16 protein-coding genes, 4 pseudogenes and 2 riboswitches are annotated in these 25,058 nt (G+C 31.4%); of the genes and pseudogenes, 5 read left to right on the forward strand and 15 right to left on the reverse strand.

From position 1 onward, the window contains the following. Nucleotides 1-197: 197 nt before the first annotated feature. Complete coding sequence (locus tag A6J74_RS07445; protein ID WP_000716620.1) at nucleotides 198-1,364, reverse strand: serine hydrolase domain-containing protein; 1,167 nt, start codon at nucleotides 1,362-1,364, stop codon at nucleotides 198-200. A 557-nt stretch (nucleotides 1,365-1,921) separates the two neighbouring features. On the opposite strand from A6J74_RS07445, the pseudogene A6J74_RS07450 reads away from it, so the two are divergent. Beyond that, nucleotides 1,922-2,532, forward strand: a pseudogene (locus tag A6J74_RS07450) (tyrosine-type recombinase/integrase); the annotation flags it as partial. Nucleotides 2,533-3,275: 743 nt separating this feature from the next. Here the strand turns inward: A6J74_RS07450 and A6J74_RS07455 are convergent. Next, nucleotides 3,276-4,760, reverse strand: coding sequence for a WD40/YVTN/BNR-like repeat-containing protein (locus A6J74_RS07455; RefSeq protein WP_079519242.1), 1,485 nt, complete (start codon nucleotides 4,758-4,760; stop codon nucleotides 3,276-3,278). A 263-nt stretch (nucleotides 4,761-5,023) separates the two neighbouring features. Here A6J74_RS07455 and A6J74_RS30650 point away from each other — a divergent pair. Next, nucleotides 5,024-5,113: pseudogene (locus A6J74_RS30650) on the forward strand (DUF4878 domain-containing protein); the annotation flags it as partial. A 181-nt stretch (nucleotides 5,114-5,294) separates the two neighbouring features. Here the strand turns inward: A6J74_RS30650 and A6J74_RS07465 are convergent. From A6J74_RS07465 to mgtE, 3 genes are all read right to left on the reverse strand, one after another. Then, entirely contained in the window at nucleotides 5,295-6,188 is an 894-nt protein-coding gene (locus A6J74_RS07465; protein ID WP_080609466.1) for a cation diffusion facilitator family transporter, read from the reverse strand. An 859-nt stretch (nucleotides 6,189-7,047) separates the two neighbouring features. Then, a complete protein-coding gene (locus A6J74_RS07470) occupies nucleotides 7,048-8,145 on the reverse strand; it encodes a phosphodiester glycosidase family protein (RefSeq protein ID WP_000681828.1) in 1,098 nt (365 codons plus the stop codon). A gap of 160 nt (nucleotides 8,146-8,305) precedes the next feature. Further along, nucleotides 8,306-9,634 (reverse strand): magnesium transporter, encoded by a 1,329-nt coding sequence (gene mgtE / locus A6J74_RS07475; protein WP_000735192.1) that lies wholly within the window; start codon nucleotides 9,632-9,634, stop codon nucleotides 8,306-8,308. A 277-nt stretch (nucleotides 9,635-9,911) separates the two neighbouring features. Further along, nucleotides 9,912-10,079: riboswitch (M-box (ykoK) riboswitch) on the reverse strand. Nucleotides 10,080-10,601: 522 nt separating this feature from the next. Next, nucleotides 10,602-10,778, forward strand: a riboswitch (M-box (ykoK) riboswitch). Between the two features lie 187 nt (nucleotides 10,779-10,965). Here mgtE and A6J74_RS07480 point away from each other — a divergent pair. Both A6J74_RS07480 and A6J74_RS07485 read left to right on the forward strand, forming a co-directional pair. Then, the gene (locus A6J74_RS07480; protein WP_000722112.1) at nucleotides 10,966-12,093 is read left to right on the forward strand and encodes an FtsW/RodA/SpoVE family cell cycle protein; all 1,128 of its coding nucleotides are present in this window, start codon (nucleotides 10,966-10,968) and stop codon (nucleotides 12,091-12,093) included. An 863-nt stretch (nucleotides 12,094-12,956) separates the two neighbouring features. Further along, a complete protein-coding gene (locus tag A6J74_RS07485; protein ID WP_001202917.1) occupies nucleotides 12,957-13,277 on the forward strand; it encodes a helix-turn-helix domain-containing protein in 321 nt (106 codons plus the stop codon). A gap of 279 nt (nucleotides 13,278-13,556) precedes the next feature. Here A6J74_RS07485 and A6J74_RS07495 read toward each other — a convergent pair whose 3' ends face one another. The 9 genes and pseudogenes from A6J74_RS07495 to A6J74_RS07535 form a co-directional block, all read right to left on the reverse strand. After that, on the reverse strand, nucleotides 13,557-14,957 hold the full coding sequence (locus tag A6J74_RS07495) for a zinc dependent phospholipase C family protein (protein WP_000725194.1): 1,401 nt from the start codon (nucleotides 14,955-14,957) through the stop codon (nucleotides 13,557-13,559). 232 nt (nucleotides 14,958-15,189) lie between these two features. After that, complete coding sequence (locus A6J74_RS07500; protein ID WP_000333841.1) at nucleotides 15,190-15,564, reverse strand: recombinase family protein; 375 nt, start codon at nucleotides 15,562-15,564, stop codon at nucleotides 15,190-15,192. A 261-nt stretch (nucleotides 15,565-15,825) separates the two neighbouring features. Next, a complete protein-coding gene (locus A6J74_RS07505; protein WP_000026521.1) occupies nucleotides 15,826-16,485 on the reverse strand; it encodes a protein kinase family protein in 660 nt (219 codons plus the stop codon). Nucleotides 16,486-16,910: 425 nt separating this feature from the next. Beyond that, entirely contained in the window at nucleotides 16,911-17,162 is a 252-nt protein-coding gene (locus A6J74_RS30360; RefSeq protein WP_224992858.1) for a WYL domain-containing protein, read from the reverse strand. 542 nt (nucleotides 17,163-17,704) lie between these two features. After that, entirely contained in the window at nucleotides 17,705-18,727 is a 1,023-nt protein-coding gene (locus A6J74_RS07515) for a sensor histidine kinase (RefSeq protein ID WP_001020451.1), read from the reverse strand. Beyond that, complete coding sequence (locus A6J74_RS07520; protein ID WP_000720530.1) at nucleotides 18,724-19,395, reverse strand: response regulator transcription factor; 672 nt, start codon at nucleotides 19,393-19,395, stop codon at nucleotides 18,724-18,726. Before A6J74_RS07520 ends, A6J74_RS07515 begins: the two co-directional genes overlap by 4 nt. A gap of 81 nt (nucleotides 19,396-19,476) precedes the next feature. Further along, nucleotides 19,477-21,459, reverse strand: coding sequence for an FtsX-like permease family protein (locus tag A6J74_RS07525; protein WP_053446534.1), 1,983 nt, complete (start codon nucleotides 21,457-21,459; stop codon nucleotides 19,477-19,479). Continuing rightward, nucleotides 21,449-22,216, reverse strand: coding sequence for an ABC transporter ATP-binding protein (locus A6J74_RS07530; RefSeq protein WP_001244406.1), 768 nt, complete (start codon nucleotides 22,214-22,216; stop codon nucleotides 21,449-21,451). The genes A6J74_RS07525 and A6J74_RS07530 overlap by 11 nt, the downstream gene beginning before the upstream one ends. A gap of 392 nt (nucleotides 22,217-22,608) precedes the next feature. Further along, nucleotides 22,609-22,831, reverse strand: a pseudogene (locus tag A6J74_RS07535) (YxeA family protein); the annotation flags it as partial. Nucleotides 22,832-23,350: 519 nt separating this feature from the next. On the opposite strand from A6J74_RS07535, the pseudogene A6J74_RS30365 reads away from it, so the two are divergent. After that, a pseudogene (locus A6J74_RS30365) lies at nucleotides 23,351-23,461 on the forward strand (IS6 family transposase); the annotation flags it as partial. A gap of 71 nt (nucleotides 23,462-23,532) precedes the next feature. On the opposite strand, the gene A6J74_RS07550 reads toward A6J74_RS30365, so the two are convergent. Beyond that, the gene (locus tag A6J74_RS07550; protein WP_001014214.1) at nucleotides 23,533-24,855 is read right to left on the reverse strand and encodes an aromatic amino acid transport family protein; all 1,323 of its coding nucleotides are present in this window, start codon (nucleotides 24,853-24,855) and stop codon (nucleotides 23,533-23,535) included. Nucleotides 24,856-25,058: the final 203 nt, after the last annotated feature.

Consider the following 25,058-nt stretch of genomic DNA (forward strand, 5'->3'; position numbering starts at 1 on the left):
ACATATAATGTGAAGGTTTTTTGTTTTGGGGTTAATTTGTTTTCTTAGCTTGATAGCGATGGGGTACCACCAAATATCCATCAAATTAAGAACTTGCTTTACCCCAAAATATTTTTCATAAAAATTGTTTTTTGAACCAGAAAAGTATATTTTCAACTATAAAAACTATGACAAAATTTATCCGTTTTCCTTTTTATCTACTTGCTAAATTCAGCAAACAAAATATTTTTAAAAGGGTCAGGACTATCAGCTTTAAGGCTGTTCAAATTGATGGCCAATGTATGCTTGCCTCCAAGTGTGCCCCCAGCAAAAGTTAAAAATCCAGGAATGCTTCCTCCATGCCCCCATATCGATACACCGTTTGAAAGCTTCATTTTGAAAATTCCAAGCCCGGAATCGCCAAGTTCATCTGTTCCTGTAGGGACTGTTGTAAGCATTTGCTTTAGTTGCTGTTCTTTCAGTAATTTGCCCCCAAGTAAATAAGTGAAGAATTTGTTTAAATCATCAGCTGTAGAAATCATATCTCCGGCCGAGCTCCCCATACTTGGGTTATAATAAGTAACATCTTTTGGCTCACTTGCTCCGTCTAATTGGATATATCCACGGGCATGCTTGGTTCCTGGAATAACGCTTAAATTTCCGGGTAAGAATGTATTCGATAATTCAAGTGGTTCAATAATTCGATTTTCAATTTCTTCCGCATAGCTGTTCCCAGTTACTTTTTCAATAATAATCCCTAGTAATACGTATCCTGTATTTGAATACGACCAGCTCTTTCCTGGAGCAAAATCTGGAGGCATGGATATTCCCATCTTTACTAATTCTTCAGCAGTATAAGATTTTTTTGTATCCATGATATTAAAATCCTTTGACGTTGTGTAATTAGCAATACCACTTGTGTGGTTCAATAATTGCCGGATAGTAATCTGTTTATCATCATATCCATTTCCTTGAATGACACCAGGCAACCATTTTTCAATGGAATCGTCTAGATTCAAGCGGTTTTCTCCCGCTAATTGAAGTATAACTGTTGCAGTGAACGTCTTTGTCACGCTGCCAATTCGAAATCGAAAATCTGTTTTCATTGGTTTCTTGGTACTTAGATCCGCTACCCCAGCTGCATAACTCCATGTTTTTCCGCCCTCAGAAGTTTTAGCAAGTATCCCTGGATATCCAAGTTTCAATGTATCCCGCATTGCCTCTTTGACGGAATTTCGATCTCTTTGGTTGCTTGTTGGTAACGAACTAGATAGATTTTGAGTGAGCTCCGCTTTTACACTTGAGGTTGGAATTGTATAAAACAGGGAACCTCCAGTTATTAAAAGGGCTAAACCTGTAAATGTAATTTGACGATGCTTTTTCATCAAAATATTCCTCTCCCCTATTCATATTGTATAAATGTTTATTTTCTGTTTGGAACTAATCACACAGCTTTCTTCTTAACCAACTGCAAAAGGACGACATTGTATTTGTAATCACTCTTATATCCGTTATTCTACAAACGGCTTTCTGACCTAAAAAATAGTCTATCCTTTGTTTGAGATGTATGTTAACTTTTGTAATGTCTCGTTTCCTCCATACAAGTCTTATTAATTGATTTGTTTCCCTATATAAATATATGGTCTTTCTCCTCTCACTCTTCTTTATATTTTAATCATACACAATGAAAATCTCTTTTTTCTTACCTCTTCCTTACAAATTCCTTACGTTCAAAATCACTTTTATAATTGATTATTTTTTATTTTAATAACATTTAGTTGTATTAATTTGATAGGAATTTGACAGCGCACAAAAGTTTCTTTATTCCAAAAAATAAATTTAAATACATATTACTATTTAATATTCAATATCTTACCTATACATGTTCTAACATTATTCCTTATCATCTATATGTATTATTTTTCATAACAGCTTTCACGCTAAAAATAAGACATTTCATCATGATGACGATTAAGTATTTTTGAATTATGTTAAGTATGAGCATGAAAAATCTTTAACAAAACATCAGTTATTCTATTTCCTAAGAGATGAACATCGTGATGTAGCAATCCTTTCCTTTTTTCTTGGTAGTGGTATTCGTGTAAGTGAATTGGCCGATCTTCGTATGGAAGATATAAACTTAAAAGAAAGGCTAATTGATGTAATACGAAAAGGAAACAAAGAAGACTCTGTATGGATTACCCCAATTGCATTAAATGCCCTTGAAAAGTATATGGAAATTAGAGATAACAAATATGTTCCAGGAAAAGAATTAAAAAATGTGTTTTTATCAAAGTATAAACATACTGCACAGCCTCTTTCCGTTAGGGCTATCCAAGATATAGTAGAAAAATATACTAAGGAATATAGAAAAAAATGTATCCTCATAAATTAAGACACACATTGGCAAATAAATTATATATGGAAGAAAAAAATTCGTTACAAGTGATGCAACAACTTGGGCATACTAGCCAAGATACGGCCTTATTATACACACAGCTTGGAGAAACAACTATTAAAGATAGCTTAGGCAGAATAGGAAAAAATAAATAATAAAAGTTCAGCAATGCAAACTTACTGAACTTTCATTATTTTCTCTGTTAGAGTAGTGGTTTAAAATGTCATGCATTATTCATTACATATTTAATTTTATTGTGTAAAAAATACATAGTTAAAATTCTACTTTAATTAGTATATAAAAACGGTCTCTTGTTAGATTAGATAAATGAAAATTTTAGATTCCTACAATTGTTGTTTACGTTAAATGTGAATTTAACGTAAACTCGGGAAAATGGGGATTAACCCCTTCCCCCATCTGTTGTAGAAAGACATGAAACTCCAAACTATTTAAACAAGAAAGTTTAAACTAAAATTTTTTAGATTTACAAAAATAAACTCATCAAAAGTCAGCTCTTTTTTCATTTTTTTGGTGTTCACTCTTTTAAGTTGATAGCGATGTGGTGATACCCGTTTAGAACGATATCTTTGCCCTAAAAAAAATCGAACCATAAATTTGCCGGCAAGCTTATGGTTCGATTTAAATTATTTACTTTTAGTAACTACTCAGCCCCTCTATGAAAAAAGCCAGAAAAGCATCTTTTTAAATGGGCGAGAGGGACTGGCCATGCATAGAGGCAGTCAGTGCCTATTCCTGCCACGCGCAAGCTTTAAAACAAAGAAAGGCAGCGAGGTGTAGGTCCATTTTTATCTTCATCGCTGGAATTATACTCCTTACCAAACTTCTAAATAAAATGTATAGCTGAGTAGTTACCTTATTTTTCAAAAGAACATTCTGACTATTTTTTTTTCACTTCTTCTACAAATTCCCATGTCTCTCCGTTATCTTTTGATTGATAAAGTGCACTACTATCGCCATTGTAGTCTCCATCTGCCCCTTGTCCAACTAACATATTAAAAACCCCATCTTTCTCATATGGCATACTAGGAGAATCAAAAGGACTTATTGCGGACTGTGTATAATCTAATTTCACTTCATGCGGCGGATATTCTACCTTTTTAAAAGATACCCCCCCATCATCTGTGCGATATAACTCTCCCTCATTACCAGAAGGTCTAACTGCTCCTAAAAAACCAAGTTTATCATTTATAAAAGTGATTCCTGATACACTACCAATCCCCCTATTAAATGGGTCTGGATTAATAACCTCCCATGTTTTCCCTTCATCACTAGTCCTGCTTAATGAATAAAAGGCGCTCCCTAATGCTTTATCTGTCATATTTAGTTTATAACCAACTTCTTTCGATAGGAAAAACTGTTCTTTTTCATTCTTTAAATCTTGTTGTTCCTTCTCTTTAAGCCTATCTTCTTTTGGAGGCGTCTTTGATTTACTCCAACTTGCGTCACTTATTAAATTATATCTAGCAGGGACTAGCTCTTTCTCTTTTCCAGGGACAAATATAGATACAGTATATCCAATGATATCAGAAGCTGCTTCTTTAAGACTCTGCCCCTTACCATCCTTAGTAATATTAATAATTCCCTCTGTATTGGATCCCCAATTTCTTTTTCCATAATAAATCAACCCATACTTACTTTCATTCCATTTTTTGACCGTTTGCTTAACTGGAATCGCCTTAACCGTTTTAATTAAAGGTTCTACTAATTTATCATCATTATAATCAGGCTTTGCGTATCCGTCTCGTATTATAGTAATATCTTCTGATTTCTTCTCATTATAAGAGATTAAATAAGTTTCTTCTTTCCCATCAACATTTTTCCCATAAACAAATGTATCAAACGCTGTAATTGTTCCATCTGAATGAAATGTAAGATCAAAATCAGTTGCCATATACAATTTCTTTGGCAAAGGATATTTTTTATTTATATCTTCAAAAATACCTTCTACTCCAGATTTATATATATTATTATGTTTAAGTTTAACTGACCTTTCATGTTTTAACTTTTCTACAAACCATGCCAATTTGCCATTGTAATTTATTGCACTTTTATAAATCTGCATCCCATAAAATGATGTAATTGCAACAATAATGATAATAGAAATGGATCTCCATGCTATTGAATTAGTTAATTTTTTAGATTCATATTCTCTATTTTTTATCACCCGCATTGTAGTAAATGTAGTTATGGATATAAAAAGTACTATACATAATAACAAAATGTAAATATTATAATTCATTCTTCCGTACTGACAGTATAAGGCCAACTCATAACAAAAAATCCCGTATACAATTATTAGTATTGGATTTGTTACTAATGACAGAAGTATCCTTTTTGTATTTTCTCTAAATATAGAAACCACTCCTAATTACATGAATTACTAATATTAAGTATACTTTATTGTAAAGTAACAAAAAAGCTATTTAATCTTGCCGCCAAAAATACAATAGACATCCGTCTATGTAAATGGTAGATGTCTATTAAAGCCGTTTAAAAATTTAGTTGTTTCATAGACAATGGACTTTTGAGTGAATACTAAAGTTGCTTCATTTGAGAGCTAAATATTGAAAATGAACCCTCATATATTAATTCATTCCCCTCAATGATATTTATCTTTCAGATTTTGTTGATGCTTTGTATAAAAAAGATTCTAAAAAGGTAATTGTAATTGAATTAGAGAAAACATGCGAAGGTTGGGAAATTAGTAAATCATAGATAAAAACGTCCTATATTTTAATAGGACGTTTTTTCTTCTATAAATAATGTAGTTGAGATGTATTGTACTCATAACTATAAATGTTTTTTAATTATGGACATTATACAAGTCGACCAATTCTCCAATATCTAAAAAGGACGGTTTAACTACTTACTTATATCTATCTATAATTCACTAAACCTACTTCTCCTCATACCATGGGTTTAAATGAATTAGTACTTCATATATTTCTGGGTTCTGATTAATAATAGTAGTTTTTATATCCCTACAAATATCATGTCCTTGCTGGATGCTTAAATGTGCCGGAACACTAATTCTAATATCAATTAATACATAGTGACCATGATCACGTGCGCGCATTCTATCAATTCTTTTTACAAAAGGATGGGCCTGAATTACTCTCTTATATTCACTACATTTCTCGGTAGGAATACCACCTTCCATTAATATATATATTGCTTCTTTCCCCATACTAATCGCTAACTTTATTACGAAAAAGGAAACGATAATACCAGCTAAAGGATCCCCATAAGCTGCATATGGAATGGAATAGGTATTGTTTATCAAAGCAATACCTATTCCAATTACAGCTGCAATTGAGGCATAAACATCAGCAAGATGATCATAAGCAGTTGCTATAAGCCCGTTGCTTCTTGTTTTTCGACCAATTCGTATTGTGTATACATATAAAATTTGCTTCCATATTAATGAAATAATCGCTGCTATAAAAGCAATTATATGGGGTTCTGTCGCTGGTTCAAATAATGACTTTATTGATTCATAAACCATAAATAAAGCCACTAAAATTAAAATTACAGCTACAATTCCTGATGATATAACTTCTGCTTTACCATGTCCATAAGGATGATCTTCATCAGCTGGCTGGTTTGAAATTTTCATTGATCCCAATGAGGCTACGGATGCTACAACATCGGCAGCATTATGAATCCCATCGACTAATAATACCTGACTTTTGAAAAGTAAACCGACTATAATTTTGATGAGAGTCAGAAATATATTGCTAATTACACTAATCCATGCTGCCAATAAGGACGTTTTTTGGTTAGCATTCATAGTTATCCCCACCTTAACTTTACTCTTGTTTCAAAATATTATTGTTTAATTCAATTGTTTAGTTATAAGTCTATATCTCATCATTTTAATTTCTTTCATACATTACCAAATAATAAGTATGTGGGTCTATACAAACATTTTCTCCTATCAGTAAAGGTTAAAAGCATAACTTACTTTGTTCTTTTATCCTTATTTGTTATGAAGTGTAAAAAAGAGTGACACAAAATGCCATATGCCTTTTATTATTCCTTTTACGTTTAGTATTGGAGTTACTTTAACATCCTTAAAATAGTAATTATGATTGAATAAAAAGACGAGAGTTGGAAATTAGGAAATCATAGAAAAAACGATTTATAAGATGTAATATTGAACCTAAAATAATTAAAAATAAATAAGATATACTACACGATGACGCATGTTGTTTAACAATGTAGTTTTAAGGTGTATTATCCCTTTGCTTGATACACCTATTGTTTATGTTTTTTATCACCCTTTTATCATTACAAACATCAAAGCGACTAATGTGTTGCTTTGATGTTTGATGAAATGTCTTCAGGTATGATTTCTAATTCACTCTGCACATTAATCTTTACTCATCTGATCACAACAATTATTTTTACAGGTTGTCCATTTCACATAGCTGTAGCAAATACTATAAGATTAAAAGCATATAATTGAATATGAGTGTAAGCTGTATACATTATTTATCCTTCTTTTAACTTCTTGGAGATTTTCCATATGATTGAGTATCTCTATACGCTTTTCTTTAATGAATGTTAAATGATAAAACTTTCAATTTTATTACACTCTTTGTATGTTAGTTTTTAAACTTTAATTAAACCTTCATTTATTTAAGAATTTATAAATCAGTTGAAATATTTGCATCAAATTCATCTGATTTTTTAGTATCTATTTTTTCCCCATCTATTGTCACCCTTATTTCTTGTTTTTGGTTTGCTGTTACTATCCAAGCATTCGGTAAATAACGATCTTCATGGGATAATGTAGAAGGTGAATTTATAACCTTTCCTCCTAAATATAGCGTAGCAGAAGAACCTCCATCCATAGCCATTGCATTTATTGCTCCTTTTTCATATAGAATATCTTGACACTCTTTTAACGTAGCTCCTATGCTATGTGTCTGCCTACCGTCAATCACTAGAAACATTATTGTGCCATCTTCTTTTTGCGCCATAATACTTCGGGGAGCAGAGCCCCAACCACCGTCTCCTTCTGTAATCATTTTTTCTCCATTAACAATTAACTGTGGCATAAATCCTGCTGCTGAAACAACTTGTTTATCCAAAAGTTGTTGGGTAGAATAATTCCCTGTTATCATTTGTCCAAACTTTGTTAAGCCCGTAATAATTGTAGGGGTATTTTTATCTATATTTGTATCAATTGCTTTCCCATTTTCTATTACTATTCCAGTTGCAATATTTCCTCCACCCCTTCCTGTTTCATCGGCAAATCCACTTGCATTCACAGCAACAAGTGCATGATTACGTTTTGCCATTACGCTAATTTTTTCTCCTCTTTTATCGCCCTGTGTTCCTTGATGGCTAACAAGTTTAACATTGAAAGGGTTACTAATAGTGACTAATTTTCCTTCGAAAAGAAAGCGACTATCTTTGTTACTTTTAATCGTTTCTACGTCAATTTTTAATGGCTGATTTTTTAATTCTTCTAATCTTTTTCCTGCTATTTTTTTATAAATATTCTCATCACTATTTAACCATTTTGGATGATTAATTCTATCTTGTAATTTATCTAGTTCCTTTTGGGATAGGAATGTATATTTCGCATATTGTGGATGCTGAGAAGTTAGTATACTCCCAGCAATTGTTACACGAAAATCTCGGCCATAGTTAGTACCAAATAATATTCCTATGCCAATAAGCATGAAAATAGAAAGAAGGAGCAAAATTCGTTTGAAGATTTTTCTTAGATGTTTCATAGTTTTATCCTCCGGCATTAATTACATTCAATGAATCCTTTAAAATATTATTTACCTAAAGACAAAAGTGTTTGTTCTCCTTATTCCCGAGTTCCCCACTATGTCTTAGCAAGCAAGGCAAAATACTTATTCTACATTTCGTATTTATTTCAGTGTATATTTACAAATTTAATAACGTTTTTGCAACCAAGAAATATATTACTAATCCTGTTCCGTCAACAAATGTTGTAATAAATGGACCAGAAACGACTGCAGGATCTAATTTAAATTTTCTCAAAATTAAAGGTAAAACAGCTGCGACAAGCGAAGCCCAAATAACAATAAATAATAAAGTGATTGCTACAACTTGTGCAACTTCTGTTCCAACCCCTAACATATAAGCACGAATGAGCCCAGCTACCCCAAGTGCAAGTCCGAGAAGCATACCAATTGCAAATTCCTTTTTCATTACACGGAAAATGTCTTTAAATTTCACCTCTCCAATACCGATTGCACGAGTAATTGTTGCTACAACCTGTGTTCCTGTATTCCCTCCAGTACCTACTAATAATGGAACAAAGAAAGCAAGGGCAACTACTGTTTCAATTTCGTCTTCAAAATACTTTAGTACTGTACCTGTATATGCCTCAGCAACAAAAAGAAGCAATAACCATGGTAGGCGTTTAAAGAAAATGCTCCAAATACTAGATTCAAAGTAAGATTGATTTAATGGTTCACTTCCACCTAACTTTTGGATATCTTCTGTAGCCTCTGCTTCCATAACATTCATTACGTCATCAAATGTTATAATACCAATCATTTCATTATTTGCTGTTGTTACGGGTATTGCTGCTAAATTATAATTCAGTAGCTTTTTTACAACTTCTTGCTGATCAACCTCAGCAGGTACTGAAATCACCTCTCGAATCATGATATTAGATAATATCTCTTCATCTGCTGCTAGTAATAATTCATGTATGGAAACGATTCCCTTAAGATAACCATGACTATCAAGAACATAAATATAAGAAATTGATTCTACATTTTCAGAATGTTCCCTAATGTACTTCAATGTCATTTTTACTGACCAATTCCCTCTAACTGCAACATAATCACTTGTGACAAGACTTCCTGCCGTTTCAGGTTTGAAAGCCATTAACTTTTTTACATTATGTTTTGTAATTTTATTTAGATACGCCATTAATTGAGCTTGTTTTTCCGGATGAACCGCTAGAAGTAGATCTACTGTTTCATCAATCGGTTGTAAATTTAGTAATTTTTTAGCTTTGTTTTCAGATAAGTGAATTAAGATATTATATTTTTCTTCTATACTCAAATGTTGAAGAATTTTTGAGCTTTTTAATACAGGAATCTTATCTAGTAATATGACTTGATCTTCAATTGAAAACCGTTTTATTTCTTGCGCAACATCATACGACGGATGACGTAAAACTTTATCTGCATCCAAATCATTTTGGGTTACAAGTAATTCATTTAATAATTTCTTCATGTTAACTCCTCCTCATATTGCTAAGGGAGACTCTAGAGTTTCATGAGTGGTTTTGTATTATTTTACCTGTCTAAATTTTGATTAGAGCATTAATAGTTACATTGCAATCAATTTATTATTTAGAACTACCTCCTTTTTGAATATAGACAAGATAAAAATAAATAACATTAAACAAAAAAAACCTTACTCAAAAAGGAGTAAAGGTTTTTTTACAATACAAATAAATGATTATTAAGACAGCTCTGCAAAAATCCCAGAGGTGTCTTTCTATCAAATCGTATACCACTCCCTCGTTGAGTTTTAGCACTGTATAGCATAGGTTTTTATAACCAGCTACATTAAAAAGGGCCTTAATCCGACCGTTCCTGTTGACCCATTGGCGTCTCTCGACATTTTTGGGCAGCAGCGTTTCTCTATACAGGAGCCTCACCTAACAAAGATTATTGAATTACTTCAAAATTTAAACCAGAATTTAATATTTGTCAACTAACTTTCGATTTGATTCATAAAAAATTCTTTTTTAGAGAAATGTAATTAGATTCTATTACAAATTTGAAATTCTGCTTAAAAGATATAAAATTTAAATACAATTAGTTCGAAAAAAAGTTATAAAACATATGAAATTTCGTATAAGAAACTTATTGTTTATAATTAATTTGTAACTTTATAGCAGAAGTTGCATCATTAATCATACCGTACTTCAAAAGAACATTCTTCAAAAAATCTTATTTTATGATTAAAATCTTCTTTACTGTTTATCAAATTTATATGGTTAAACTACTTAATCAAATTATACATTCCAAATCGCAAATATGTATCTATATGAGACAATTAAATACAATTTCTCAAATCATTTCTCAAAGATTTATAAAGCAATAAAGAATATAAAGTTAGCAATACGTTTACTTGACAAGCAAAAAAAAAGTATTTATGCTGGCTACACGAAACTAACACATAAAATTTATATTGCTAAACCTGTTAGGTGAGGCTCCTATACAAACACAGGCTATTGCCCAAAAATGTCGAAAGACGCCAATGGGTAGAACAGGAATTGTCGGATTAAGGCTCTTCTTAAGATAGCTAAGTAATGAATTTCCATTACTTTACGTTGTATAGTGCCAAAGCTCTACTAGGGGGAGAAAAGCTTTATTTAGTCATGCCATTTTGAAATCCCCCTAGTATGTAACTAGGGGGATTTTTACGTAAGAAAACAGGGTGTAAGCGATAGGATCTCTCAAAACAAAAATACTATTTATTAATTGGTGAGAACAAGATTCTATTCATTAGCAAATGTAATATTAAGTGTTAATGTAAATCAGGAGGATATAAAAATGAAAAAAATATTAAAACTCGATTATCTATTGCTCCTCCCTCTATTCATAACATGTACTTTAGGTATTATCATGATGTATAGCGCGAGCTCCATTGTAGCTGTTCAACATTACGGCTATAACAGTAGGCACTTTGTCGATTCTCAATTAACAAAGCTATTTTTAGGAACAATTGGGCTAATAGTTTGTGCTATTCTCCCATATGAAATATGGAAAAAACGAATAGTCTCAACCTGTATTATGATTGGGGGAATTTTTTTGTTAATTATGGTTTTATGGAAAGGAAAGGTCGTAAATAATGCTCAATCTTGGATCTTTGGAATACAGCCAGCTGAATTTCTTAAATTAGGAACAATACTTGTAACAGCCCGTTTTTTTGCATTGCGACAAGGACCAGTTAAACAAACTTGGTTTGGGGGCGGAAAACTTTTATTTTTTTTAGCTACAATTTTTTTCCTAATCTATAAACAGCCAAACTTAGGATCTGCTCTTTTAATATTAGGTATAGGTTGTAGCATATTTCTTTGCTCGGGAATAAATATAAATCTATTAATTAAAAGAACTATACTCGGTTCTATTTTTTGGTTACCTATTTTATATTTTTTGATTCAATTTAGTTTGTCAGAAGTTCAAAAGACACGTATTACTACGATTCTCAATCCCTTTGTTGATGCACAAGGGAATGGATATCAGCTTGTAAATTCTTTTATTGCCATTGGCTCAGGAGGAATTATTGGACGTGGATTCGGAAATAGCATTCAAAAAACTGGTTATCTCCCAGAACCACATACTGATTTTATAATGGCAATCGTTTCTGAAGAATTAGGATTTATTGGTGTATTCATTATAATGACCGGAGTATTAGCTATAGTTCTTCGCTCACTAAAAATTGCACAGCTATGTGAAGATCCCTTTGGAAGTTTTATAGCAATTGGTATAGGCTGTATGATTGGTATGCAATCTGTTGTTAATTTAGGCGGTATTACGGGAATACTTCCTCTTACGGGTACCCCATTTCCATTTGTAAGTTTTGGTGGAAGTTCTTTAATGGTTAATTTAATAGCAATAGGAATACTACTTAATATTTCAATTTTCAATAAAATTAAGTTTGATAATCATAATATATAATTATCAATATAAGATTCTATTTTTAATGGATGAATTCTTTCTCGTTTTGGACAGACTGATTCCGTAAATCAATCTGTTGTTTTTTCATTAGAATTATTGCTAAACAATAAAATAAACACAGTAAAAAAAATATAACATTGTAAAAATCCGTGGCAAGGGATGAAGCATTCATAATGGCTGAGAAAATATATATATAATTGGCTGGTCTCAATTCTTAAAATTCTTTTTATTATATAGATAAGCATAAAAATATTAGGAAATTAATAGTAATATATATCAGATAGAAATTATTAAATCAAAAGAAAAAGCAATCATTGAAAATATAAAGCATTAAAGACAAGGCAAAAGATACACGAAGCAAAGAATACGGATGCAAAAAATGAATCAATTTACGTATAGAGTACATTTAAAATACAGTTTTCAAGAGAAAACATTTAAGTAAAGCTTTACTACAGATTGGCGGGCAACCTGTAACAGACGAAACACCTCCTATTGTTAGAATGCCTACAAAAGCAAATAAAACCTGTTGTTTGGATTTATTTTCCTTTCATTTAGTTATTGCACTAGTAATTTATTCCATTTCAAAGATAGTGATGGCTACTATCATTCTTCTAGGAATACAGAATTATTAATGCATTCATTTTTGGATATTTATCAGTTCCAAGTTAACAATTCTAAATAAAATTACCCTTTAGGAAATTAAAGTGGAATGATATTTGCCAACAGGAAATTTTGCTAAGAAAGGACAGGGAATAAGACTATTGGTAGAGCTTTTACTGGAATTAATTGTGAGATTAACGTAAATTGCAAGAGTACGCTCGTAAAATTATGATATATATAAATCAAATCGGAGTGAATACGATATGAGAGCGGTCGCGAAAAAAGTAAAAATAATACGTTTGCAGGATGAATATTGTAAAAATTGTAAATATCAAACGGATGTAGAACAGTATTGTATTGAACAATGCGACATAGGAAAAAAACTTATTACGCTGGGTAAAAAAGAATTTAGAAAGAGATCGACAAAAGTAAAATCGATAGAAGAAACATGGGATGAAAAGTGCAAACAAGCAATAATTTTATATAATCAAGGAGTAAATTATCCAGATATTGCAAAGGAAATGGGGTGCCACGTGAGTAATTTGTATAAAGAGCTCAAAAAACGTGGATGGTTACAAATGTAAAATCATGAAATAAATCCCCAAACAAGTTATACGATTGGAACATCCTTTGTATTTGATATGAACTGTATACTTGCTTATTTTCAGCAATTACAAAACAAACTATTTCATTTATATGTTCTAATTTTTGATTATCTAAAATTGGTATTTCACACCTTCTCATTTTTGAGGAAGAAGTCTTCTTTCGGAAAACGATAAAATTTTAACATTAAATTTCTGGGTTATAATTTCTAAAAAGAAAAACACCCGTTCTGATTAAGGACGAGTGTTTTTCTTTTTAGGTTATCTGACAGGGATAAACTTCCATGAGCTAGGTTTTTGTTTTTTTTCACCTAGTACAATCCAATTTTTCTTTGCATTTATATTCTCATAATTTAATGGATAGTCATCTGTAAAAATATTATATTCTGTAGGATTATCCAGGTTAATTTTAATTTTAAAATCAGCTAAACTATCAGATTTTTGAGCAAGGTGAATCCAACTAGAATAATTGGACCAATTTAAATATTGGAATTGGTCGTAATTTGAGTGCTTCATGCGAAGGTATATACTCTCTCCGTGGTGTAGCTTTGCATCATTTTCTTTGTAGAATTCAAACTCTATAGGTGTACCAAATAAAGCATTGTTTTCTTTATTTGCAAGTGTGACATAATCGTAACGATTTGCTAAATACCATTCAAAAGTTAGACCTTGATAAGGAGATTCACTTGGTACGATATAATAGTTTTTCCCTGCTTCTATGACATTTCCTTCAATATCATAGATTAATGCAGTCTCTATACTTGGAGCTTTCACATTTTTAGTAAAAGTTTTAAACCAAAGATTTAAGAAACCTGCTGTATTACGCTGAGCTTCTCCTAAGCTCCGCTGCACAGCTGGGGTAACCATTTCTTGCCACAATTGTGCCTTACCACTATTATAATACTTAAATGTTTTATCATTAGTAATATTTTGGATTTCAGGTTTAGCTACTCGAGCTACATAATCAATCCATTCTTCAGGTGTAGATAGAGAATTGTTATAATTCCCTCCAGTATTGACTGCAAATTGATTTTGAATGGTTGTAACATAATTTTCAAAGTAGCTATGATATTTTATAGCTCTCGTATCAATTGCGGTAAAATTTGCTGCATGCATAGGTTGAGTAGCATCTGTAAAGTAGTGCGTGGCTACTCCTAAGTAATAGAAAGCTTTTTCATAGTCCTTATTTCGTAAATGTTCTCCAGATTCATAAAAGTATTTCTTACCTTGTGTAAGAGCCGTTGGATTTGTTTCTCCTCTATAATTTTCTTTAGTATCAGGATCATAAAAATGAGATTTCCATCCGCCTTTAAAAACGCCACCTATTCCTGTACCACCATCGTTAAACTCTGCATTATAATCTGCATCATATAATCCTTTAGAAAATAAATCTTTATATTGTGGATAATTTAAAAAGTCCACAGCCTGCTTATTTGCTTCAATATTAGATTCTGTTTTCATAATTTCAATAGCTTGTTTTGCAATCCATAAATGTGTACTTTTATCAGAATGATACGGAGCTTCTGCAGACCATCTTGCAGTAATAGGATCATTCTCATTTAAATCAATTTGATCGAGATGAGCATAGCTACTTTGAGGACATACTCCTAAAATAGTTAAAGCCACTCCAGCTATACATAGTGTTGATACGATTTTTTTCATTTTATATTCCTTTCTAAATATAAAGATTCTTATGCGGATATTCATCTTAATAACCACAGTTAAATAGCTCTAATAAAAGAACAATGAGCAAAGGCTAACTGCTTAATTTTTGTCTTAAAGGAATACCACCACACATCGATCAAATTAAAAGTTTTAAATTGATCCTAAACAATAATTTTCCTTCTCTACCTCTAGTTATATATAAAAGCACGTCTTATTTAAACATATTTTTTTATGTAATTTTGCATATCCAAATATAGGGGATGAAATAACCTTCCATATATAAATGGATAGCATGTTCCATCCCTTCATGTTTCTTCCCACACTTACGAGGACAACCCCGCTGTCCCCCTTTTTTAACAATGTCTAATCCGACTCTTTGCTTTTCTTTCAATAACTCTCGTTCCCATTCAGCAACACCTTCAATAATATGAAGGAGCATTTTTCCAGTTGCTATTCTTGTATCAAAATTATAATCCAGACTAACTATATGAACATTTCGCTTTTCCAAGTTTTGAGCGAGTTCTAACATGTGTTTTAAATTTTTAGCTAATCGATTCATCCGAGCTTCAACAACTATATCTCCTTCTTGGGTTCCACCACACACCTATCAAGCTAAGAAAATATAACTACTCCCAGAACTAGATTTTGTCCTAATATGTAATAAAAAGCTCTTTTTTCATTTTGGGGTTGATTTGTTTTCTTAAGTTAATGGGCATGGAGTATCGCTACATGCCCATCGACCTAAGATTTTAAAGTACCTCTAGAACGAAAATTTTATGCACCGTTGACTACTAATCTAAAATGTACATCCCTTTTGTTTACTAGTGGTTCACTTATCTAACCTAAAGATAAGTATGTGGTCCTTTTACAATTTGAATTTCTTTTTAAGCTTCTTATATTTTCTATATGAACGTCTAACAATGTTTAACATGAAATACGGTATTTTAACAGGGAGAGGCAATTTATAAATGAAAGGCAAGTAAAATGTAAAATATGCCTTTTCTAGATCTCTCCACTTACTATCTTCTTTTGTTTTTAAGAAATCAGATACATCGACTACATATCCCCTTCCGTTTTCCATCATCACATTTTTCCCGTGAACATCACAAGGAGTTAATCCTTGTTCTCTTGCATACTCTAAAGCTTCATTGATATCGAGGATTACCTGCTTAGGAATTTTAATCCCCTTATGAATAGCATCGTATAAGGTAATTTCTTTTAAACGTTTCAATACTATGAAATTTTCTCCTTTATATATAAGCCTCGAATAAGAAGGATGATTTCCGATTCTTCGGTATACTTCTGACTCTTTTTCAATTCCTTCTCCTTTTCGCGCATAAACTTTCACTACCCAACCTTTGTGTTCTTTGTGCATAAATACTGCAGCATAATTACCTGTCCCTAAACACTTCCAAAGTCTAGGAATATCTTTAACTACTACAGGCTCGAATTCATCCTCACTTCTTATGCTTACCTCTTTTAATAATTCGTCCTTTATCAATCCCACAAAACTATTTATACTCATCATTTCCACTCCGTTTTTGCTAAAAGGGGTCCCACCCCATCGCTATTAAGCTAAGAAAATACAACTACTCCAGAACGAGATTTTGTCCTAACTTGTAATAAAAATAAATCCTATTGCTATAAAAGACAACAATTTTTCGTTCTTGGAACATCATAAATATTAACTTTATAACAGTGGGCTAGTTTAAAATTGCATCAAAAACCTAATTGAAATTAAATCAGGAATGTTATTTTAACCTGCTAATTTGCAGATGAACTATTTTTTATTTCATAACAATCCACCAATATTTCTTTTAAATATTCCTTATATTTGGAGCGTAGCATTTCCGGAGGAATTATTTTAATTTCTTTATCGAAAGACAAAAAATACTGAACCAGAAAATCCATCTCCTTTTCTCCAAAAGTCACAATAATGTATTTGTTTTGTTATTCTTCTTGAAGAGACATGTTATCGTAAATGCGTTTATAGAATTGTTCAACCCCTTTCTCACTAACTTTAAAAGAAAAAGGTCGTTGTGTATTGAATTGTTTTCTATATAACGAACTAATTGTCTCTTCAGTAAAAGGAATGCTTTCCTCATCTTCATACTTTGTATATTGAATATAGTCACAACGGAAATTTCGAAATTCTTTTTTGTCTAAATCCCAACTAAAGCAATACCAATTTCTATTTGTAATTAATAATCTTAAGTGTTAAATGATTCAATGATTGTTACCATAGCTACAATCATTGATTTCTATTACCTTTTTATTCAGTATTGCAGAGAAGAGTTCTCCTAAAAAGTGCGATTCCTTTTTTTGATTTATTCCTACAAATTGGATAACTTGATCTGCCTCATGAACTATCTCTTTTTGCCTCTTTGGGGTCCCATATCAAAAAAAGAAAACTGTACGTTTGGACACATTTTAGACACAAAAAATCCGATTCCTTGTACGGTAGGGGATCGGATGTTTATTTTACTGTTTTATATCGTGTACAATTTCTCGCTTACGAGGTCTGTGTAGCAACCGAACCAAATCTTACTTTAAGTATTAGTGGATATCAAAAATAGTAATGACTAATCCAGATTAACATCCATCCGATTCACAATTACATATACCAATATGTTAAATGGCTAAATAATACAAACGGTATGAAGTGAATTTCTACTCTTTTCATACCGTTTTACATTTGTTTATAAGTTTCATACGAAATTCGTGGAAAGATGGCAGCATCCCTTTTATAACCAGGGCTCAAAAGTTACCATACCTGACAAGGGAAATATTAATGTAACGCTAGTTCCTCTATTCACTTCAGATTCAATGCCAATTTTCAATCCTAATTTTGAACACAGTTTTTCGCATAGATACAAGCCCATTCCTGTACTTTTGCTGAATCTTCTTCCATTCTCTCCAGTAAATCCTTTCTCAAAAACTCTATTTATATCTTTAGTTACTATCCCTACTCCATTATCCTCTATAGTTAGTATTACTGAGTTAGTTTTCTTAATTGAGTATATACGTATCATTTGTTCTTTGTTATTTGAGTACTTTATAGAATTTCCTATTATTTGATTAATAATAAATTCAACCCATTTTCCATCACTATATACGATTTTATCAATATCCTGTATATCTAATTTTATTCTCTTATGAATAAAATCCCTATAGTTTCTTTTAATTACATTCCTTACTACATTATCAAGGTTGATTGGCTTGATAATATAGTCTTTATTAACGTTATTGCTTCGAGAATAATACAGAACCTGTTCTACAAACCCCTCGATTCGATCCATTTGAGAGTCAATTTTATTCGTTACTTCATTTTGATTATTTTCAATTATAAGCTTTGTAGAAGCTATTGGTGTCTTAATTTCATGCACCCATGTCTCTATATATTCTCTGTAATCCAACTGTATGTCTCTATAATACTTTACATTTTCATGCATATCTCTACTTACTTCTTTCAGTATAGCGTTAAGCTTTTCCCCATGTATAAAGTTTGCTTCCTTTACTACCTCTGGTAGTAGGTATCTTTTCTCCAAGTTTTCTAAAATGCCATTAATCTCATTATAATAATTTTTACATTTTATAAATTCTATAATCATATATGAAATCAATGGAAAAAACCAAATACAAAAGACAAAGAATATTATAATAAACTGAACATTCGCAGTCAGCAATATACCTGCTAGTATAATAAATACAAGTACATTAAATAGTATTACTACCATTTTATCTTTAGTAAATTCACCTATATTCATGGCATTATATACCCTAAGCTTCTTCTTGTTGCAATTGGATTTTCTATACCTATCTCTTCAAGCTTTTTTCTTAATCTATTTATATTAACAGTTAAGGTGCTATCATCCACAAAATAATCAGATTTCCATAAAGTTTCTATGAGTGAATCTCTTCTTACAATATTCCCGCGATTATTTATTAAGCATGAGAGTATTTTAACTTCATTTTTAGTTAATTCTACAGACTTGTCTTGATAAGTAACTGTTGCATTTGAAAGATTTAAATTAAAATCCCTATAAATTAAGATATGATTCATCTTGAAATCTCCAGATGTTCTTCTTAAAATGTTTGTTACTCTTGCTAATAGTATTTCTGTATTATAAGGCTTTGTTATAAAATCATCTGCTCCTAAATTCATACTTATTAGTTCATCTACATCACTATCTCTACTTGTAACCATGAAGATTGGAACATCTGAAGTTTTACGTATTTCTCTGCATATATAATAGCCATCGAACACAGGAAGATTTATGTCTAGTAATATAAGGTCTGCATTCTCACTTTCTATATATTTGATAATATGATTAAAATCTGTGGGAGCCTTTACTTCATATCCATATTTTATAAAAAAATTTTGTAATTCTTCTCTGATGATTTCGTCATCTTCAATCAGAATGATTTTTTTCATGACTTTTCCCTCCCTATACAGAATATAAGGCTATTACATCTTGAGAAACAAGGTGTAATAGCCCTAATAAGCATTATAAAATCAAGTATTACTTTTTACAATATTTTTATACCCGACATATGTCGTGTAGAAATATATTACATAAACTATAAGGAATACTAAGCCAGTCATCAATGCTGGTAAGATAATGTCTGTTTGTTGAAATGTGTTAATATACTTATGGACTACATAAATTCCAACAATAGAATGAATTATGGCAAGAATAACTGGAAGACTGAAGTATACGAAAGTTTGAATAAAAATCGTTTTGTCGATCATTGTTCCATTTGAACCAATTCTCTTCAAAGATTTATATCGATCTATGCTATCACTGGCTTCTGATAATTGTTGAAGAGCTAATACAGCCATACTCGTTATTAAAAATACAATCCCTATATATATCCCAATAAATAGTACGATAGTTTTCATTCCCTTACTTTCTGCACAAACTTCATCCTTTGATTTGCCTGCTATACGATTAATATTTAATTTCGGACCATTTTCGTCATAAAAGCCCCGTGCAACGCTATCATATTTTTTATTATATTCTTCTCTATTTCCATCTAAATAATTTACATTAAGTACGGACTCAGTAATTTTGTAGCCTGATAAAAACTCATCATTTATAACGATTGTGAAGTAATTAGTTCGCACATCATAAGTGTAAAGATTCTCTTGTATAACCTTAGCGTTTTTTATCAGATATTCTTTTTCTTTAATATTCACCTTATTGCTATTTTTTAATCTTTCATTTGTCGAATTAACCAACCGGCTATCATTTGATAAAAGTAAAATTTCATTGTTATTTAAAGTGATTTCCTTTTCACCTTTAAGATTTAAAATTTTATTATAATCAGATACTTTAATGAAATCTATACTGTAATTATAATCTTTAAGTTCTGGTACAAAGTCCACCACTTTCATCCCTGTTTGAAATACATTATAAGATACATATTTTTCGTTATTACTTATTTTAAAATTAAATTTATTTAATACGTCTTCTATAGTGTAACTTTCATCCTTATTGTCCAACGTAATACTGGCATCAAATGGTGTTATTTCTTTCGTTGTTTCGTCCATCATTCTGTTAAAGCTGATTCCTGTAGATAAAGCCACCATTGTAATGAATAACATTAAACAGATTACAGACATGGATATAAAATTTGTATTAACCTTACTATTTATTTGTTTGATGATAAATATATTTAACCCTTTAAAATAGACTTTTTTATTCTTCTTTACAACATATAATATAAATCCAGATAAACTAAAGAAAAACAGCAATGTACCTAATATGCCAAGAATGATTGATACCATGAGCATAGGGTTATTATAATTCAATCCGATTTTTAGTACAGTCACATATGCATATCCAAGTGATGCTACACACATAATAAATGCGATTACATAGATAAGAGGATTTCTAAATTTTACATCTTCGTTTTTTCTACCTGCTGTTAACATATCAATTATTTTATATTTTGAAACAACATATACATTAAATAACATAACAAGCAAAAACATGATTCCAAAGTATACTACGCTTTTACCTATAGCGCCCGTTGAAATTGCAAATTTATATTTACTGATGGGCAAGTCAAATAACTTTAATGCAAATGTAGATAATCCCTGTGATATTCCAATACCTATTATAAGCCCACTCACTAAAGAGATAACACCAACCAGAAATGTCTCTGTTACTAATATTCTAGATATGTTTCTTCTTCCCATACCTAAAGTCATGTATATTCCTAATTCTTTTTTACGTTTTTTGATTAAGAAATTATTTGCATACAATATTAAACCACCTAATATTACGGATATAAATACTGACACATCTGAGATAGCGTTCATTATTGCAGGCACATACTTCCTATCTGAAGCGTTAATTTCCATAAATGCCTTTTGTGATTCTATGGAGTTAAAGCTATAAAATATACAAACAGCCAGTGTTAGTGTTAAGAAATATATTGCATAATCTTTAAGACTTTTCTTTACATTCCCAATAGCAAGCTTAGAGTACATTATTATCGTCACCTCCAAGAAGGGTTATAACTTCGATAATTTTAGTAAAGAATTCTTTTCTGGAATCATTCCCTCTTACCAACTCGGTAAATATTTTTCCATCTTTAATAAAAAGAATTCTACGAGCATAGCTTGCTGTAAATGCATCATGAGTAACCATAAGTATTGTAGCTTTTAAATCCTTATTTAGACTTTCAAATCTTTCGAGTAATAATCTAGCTGATTTAGAATCTAACGAACCTGTTGGTTCATCTGCAAGTACTAAAGATGGATCTGTTACGATAGCTCTTGCCGAACCAACCCTTTGTTTTTGTCCGCCTGACATTTGATAAGGGTATTTACTTAATACTTGTTCAATGTCTAAATACTTTGCAACTGCTTGTATTTTCCCATCAATTTTTGAACTCTTCTCACCTTTTATTGTTAACGCTAGGGCAATATTTTCATAAGCAGTAAGGGTATCTAATAAATTAAAGTCCTGAAATATAAACCCTAATTCATTTTGTCTAAACTTATCTAGTGACTTTGATTTTAACCGAGTAATGTCACTACTATTTATCATTATTTTTCCCGTAGTAACATGATCAATCGTTGATATACAGTTAAGTAATGTAGTTTTACCACTTCCTGAAGGCCCCATTATCCCAACAAATTCTCCCTCATCTACCTTAAAACTAATATTATCTATAGCCTTTGTTACATTACCTTTATTACCATAATATTTTTCAATCTTTTCTACACTTAATATATTTCGCATTAATACTTCTCCTTTTTGATTATAAAAATTCTTTAACTCCCAGTCATTTATGTTATTCATTTTATATAATTTCATTTATAGTATCGATGGAATTACATTTCATTAACATTACATTTTTGTTATATTGAGTGATATCTCTACATGTAAGTTATCAGAAATCGGGATAGTATAAGTAAGGATTATTCGATGACTTAGCAAAGAGGCAGATAAATATAGGGGTATCTGTTCTGATGCAAAAAACGATAAGACTTATGTAATTAGCGGAAATACACAAACTGGTTACGGCGTAACAACAGCTCTATTTAAAAGACATGGATTCACAGTCATTTCAGAAAAAGATTTTGAAAACAGAAAAGGATTTGACCTTTAAGGCCAAACCCTTTTTATTTTTATTATTTCGCAGCTAGTTTTTCTTTCACTTTCGCAGGAATCTCGTCCTGCTTCACTTCTTCCCAACCTGATACATCTTCTTCAACTTTTTTATCAGAGTAGTAGACGCGTAGGAATGCTTCTTTACGAAGGTTTTTTTGAGTATTGAATTCTAATTCTTTTTTCTTTACCGTCTTTATCAAATACAATTAAATTATAATTAAAACGTTTTGATATTTCTCCGTTACCAATCAAAATACGTACAGATTTTAAATTCGGATGGTTTGCTAGCGTTTCGTTAAAGTGTTGGTCGTACGCTTTATAGGAAAAGCCCTAATTTACTTCTTCATATTCCTTCATATTTTTATAAAAGGTGTTTTTCTTTAGTTCTAACATTTCCATAAATATAACAACAGTTATTTCTCTATTCTTCCATTTTGAATGAGTTTCCTCTATGTATGTATAATTATATGTTTTATATCACTTTAAAGGATATTTCTACATTTCTATTAAAAAATCTTTAATGGGCGCCAAACTTTAAAATAAAAGTCATAATTAATCCAAAAATAAAGGAAGACATACAAGAGGTACCGCCCATGCATATCAACTTAAGAAATTGATTGTTCCCCAAAACAAAAAAACAGTACATTCTCATAAATCACTGTTGTAGTGATATGAATTTTTCGTTTTGGGATACTTTAAAATATTAGCTTGATAGGTATGGGACAGCAGTCTAATATGCTTGAATTATAATCAGTGTAAGCAGCTAAAAAAGTAATTGCTGGAATAGAAGTTAAGCATATGATCAAAAAAGGACAAACTCTCCAAGGTGAGAAATTTGTCCAAAACCATAATCTATTTGATTTCACAATATAAAATTCAATTCCGCTAGCAATCTTTCTTTTTTCATATCTCACGATTTTCACATGAGAACCCAAAATAGTGGATTAGAATAATGATTTAATACTTGCTAGTACAGTAAGGATACCTATAATAATGACAAATACATTGCTCGCTTTCCCTTTGTATTTAGCTAGTACCGGTACTTTATAGATTGCATACATCGGTAATAGACATAAGATAGCAGCTACTAACGGACCGCTAAGAGCATCAATAAGTCCAAGAATACTTGGATTTGCATAAGCAACATACCAGCATGTTAATACGACAAAAGTAAGGATGATTGTCTTAACTGTTTTTTCTCCTATATCTTTCCCGCGTGTTTGACTGGACTTGATAATCATGTCACGCATTACTTCATATGCTCCTATATAGTGTCCAAGGAAAGACTTTGTTATGGCCGTAAAAGCAATGATAGGAGCTGCAATAGTAATTACAGGCGAATTAAGCTCATTAGCAAGATATGATAGGATTGATAAGTTCTGTTCTTTTGCCATCATGAGATCATTTGGAGTCAAACTTAAGGTACTGCTCCAAACAAAGAACATAACAACAGAGAATGTCATAATATAACAAACCTTTTGTATTTGAGCACACTTGGCATCAGTAGCTTCTATTCCATAGGTAGCTCTTTGTTTCATAACAAATGATGAAATCATTGGAGAATGATTAAACGAGAATACAATGATTGGTAGAATCATCAATATCGTTCCAAAATATCCTGTTCCTGTTGAAGCAGTAGAAACATTTGAAAAACTAAGCATTGACGTATTCCACTGTGGAATCAAAGATATTGCGATAAAAAGTAAAGAAGCTATGAAAGGATATACGAGCATGCTCATTATTTTCACAGTGATATCTTGACCAAAATTTAGTATAGCGATAAGACCAAGTACTAATACAAGCGATAAAATGGCTCTTGGAGGCTCTGGCATATGCAATTGATGCACGATAAAACTACTTGCAGTATTTGTAAGTGCAACCGAATACATCAGCACGATCGTATAAATTGAAACAAAATATACTATGTTAAAAATAATACTTGCCTTATTTCCGAAATACTCTCTTATTGTCCCTGTAATCCCCTCATCAGCAGAATTAGAAGCATAAATCATTTTAGCAAGCGCCCTGTGTGAGTAATACATTACGGGATATGCCAGTATGGTAATTAGTAGTAATGATAATAAACCACCTGAACCTGCATTAATAGGTAAAAAGAGTACTCCTGCTCCAATTGCTGTTCCAAAAAGGCTCAATGCCCAGGTAGTATCCTGCTTATTCCACTTTTTAGGATCTGGATATTTATCATTTTTTACTGCTACAGTATTATCAGCTTGAAATTCTATGTTTTTTGCAGTATTCCCATTCATATAATACTTCCTCCTTGTGTCCTATTCTTACGTCTCTTTTTAGACTTAGGAATATAGATCGTTCTTGAAAAATGAATTACTTAAAAAGTGCGCCACATCGTTTATCCTTCTTCTCAGTTAATCAAAATCAAAAATTCCACTAGTCATCAACCTGATGGGTTTGTTACCACTTACAAAATGTTTCAATTATATAGTAGTATATT

Origin of the sequence: Bacillus sp. FDAARGOS_235 (assembly GCF_002073415.2) — a bacterium.
In the GTDB taxonomy this organism is placed as follows: Bacteria; Bacillota; Bacilli; order Bacillales; family Bacillaceae_G; genus Bacillus_A; species Bacillus_A toyonensis.

Bases quoted from the DNA above. Each gene is read 5' to 3' on its own strand.
- A6J74_RS07445 (WP_000716620.1), bottom strand. From the start codon at position 1,364: ATGAAAAAGCATCGTCAAATTACATTTACAGGTTTAGCCCTTTTAATA.
- A6J74_RS07465 (WP_080609466.1), bottom strand. From the start codon at position 6,188: ATGAATGCTAACCAAAAAACGTCCTTATTGGCAGCATGGATTAGTGTA.
- A6J74_RS07470 (WP_000681828.1), bottom strand. From the start codon at position 8,145: ATGAAACATCTAAGAAAAATCTTCAAACGAATTTTGCTCCTTCTTTCT.
- mgtE (WP_000735192.1), bottom strand. From the start codon at position 9,634: ATGAAGAAATTATTAAATGAATTACTTGTAACCCAAAATGATTTGGAT.
- A6J74_RS07480 (WP_000722112.1), top strand. From the start codon at position 10,966: ATGAAAAAAATATTAAAACTCGATTATCTATTGCTCCTCCCTCTATTC.
- A6J74_RS07485 (WP_001202917.1), top strand. From the start codon at position 12,957: ATGAGAGCGGTCGCGAAAAAAGTAAAAATAATACGTTTGCAGGATGAA.
- A6J74_RS07495 (WP_000725194.1), bottom strand. From the start codon at position 14,957: ATGAAAAAAATCGTATCAACACTATGTATAGCTGGAGTGGCTTTAACT.
- A6J74_RS07505 (WP_000026521.1), bottom strand. From the start codon at position 16,485: ATGAGTATAAATAGTTTTGTGGGATTGATAAAGGACGAATTATTAAAA.
- A6J74_RS07515 (WP_001020451.1), bottom strand. From the start codon at position 18,727: ATGAATATAGGTGAATTTACTAAAGATAAAATGGTAGTAATACTATTT.
- A6J74_RS07520 (WP_000720530.1), bottom strand. From the start codon at position 19,395: ATGAAAAAAATCATTCTGATTGAAGATGACGAAATCATCAGAGAAGAA.
- A6J74_RS07525 (WP_053446534.1), bottom strand. From the start codon at position 21,459: ATGTACTCTAAGCTTGCTATTGGGAATGTAAAGAAAAGTCTTAAAGAT.
- A6J74_RS07530 (WP_001244406.1), bottom strand. From the start codon at position 22,216: ATGCGAAATATATTAAGTGTAGAAAAGATTGAAAAATATTATGGTAAT.
- A6J74_RS07550 (WP_001014214.1), bottom strand. From the start codon at position 24,855: ATGAATGGGAATACTGCAAAAAACATAGAATTTCAAGCTGATAATACT.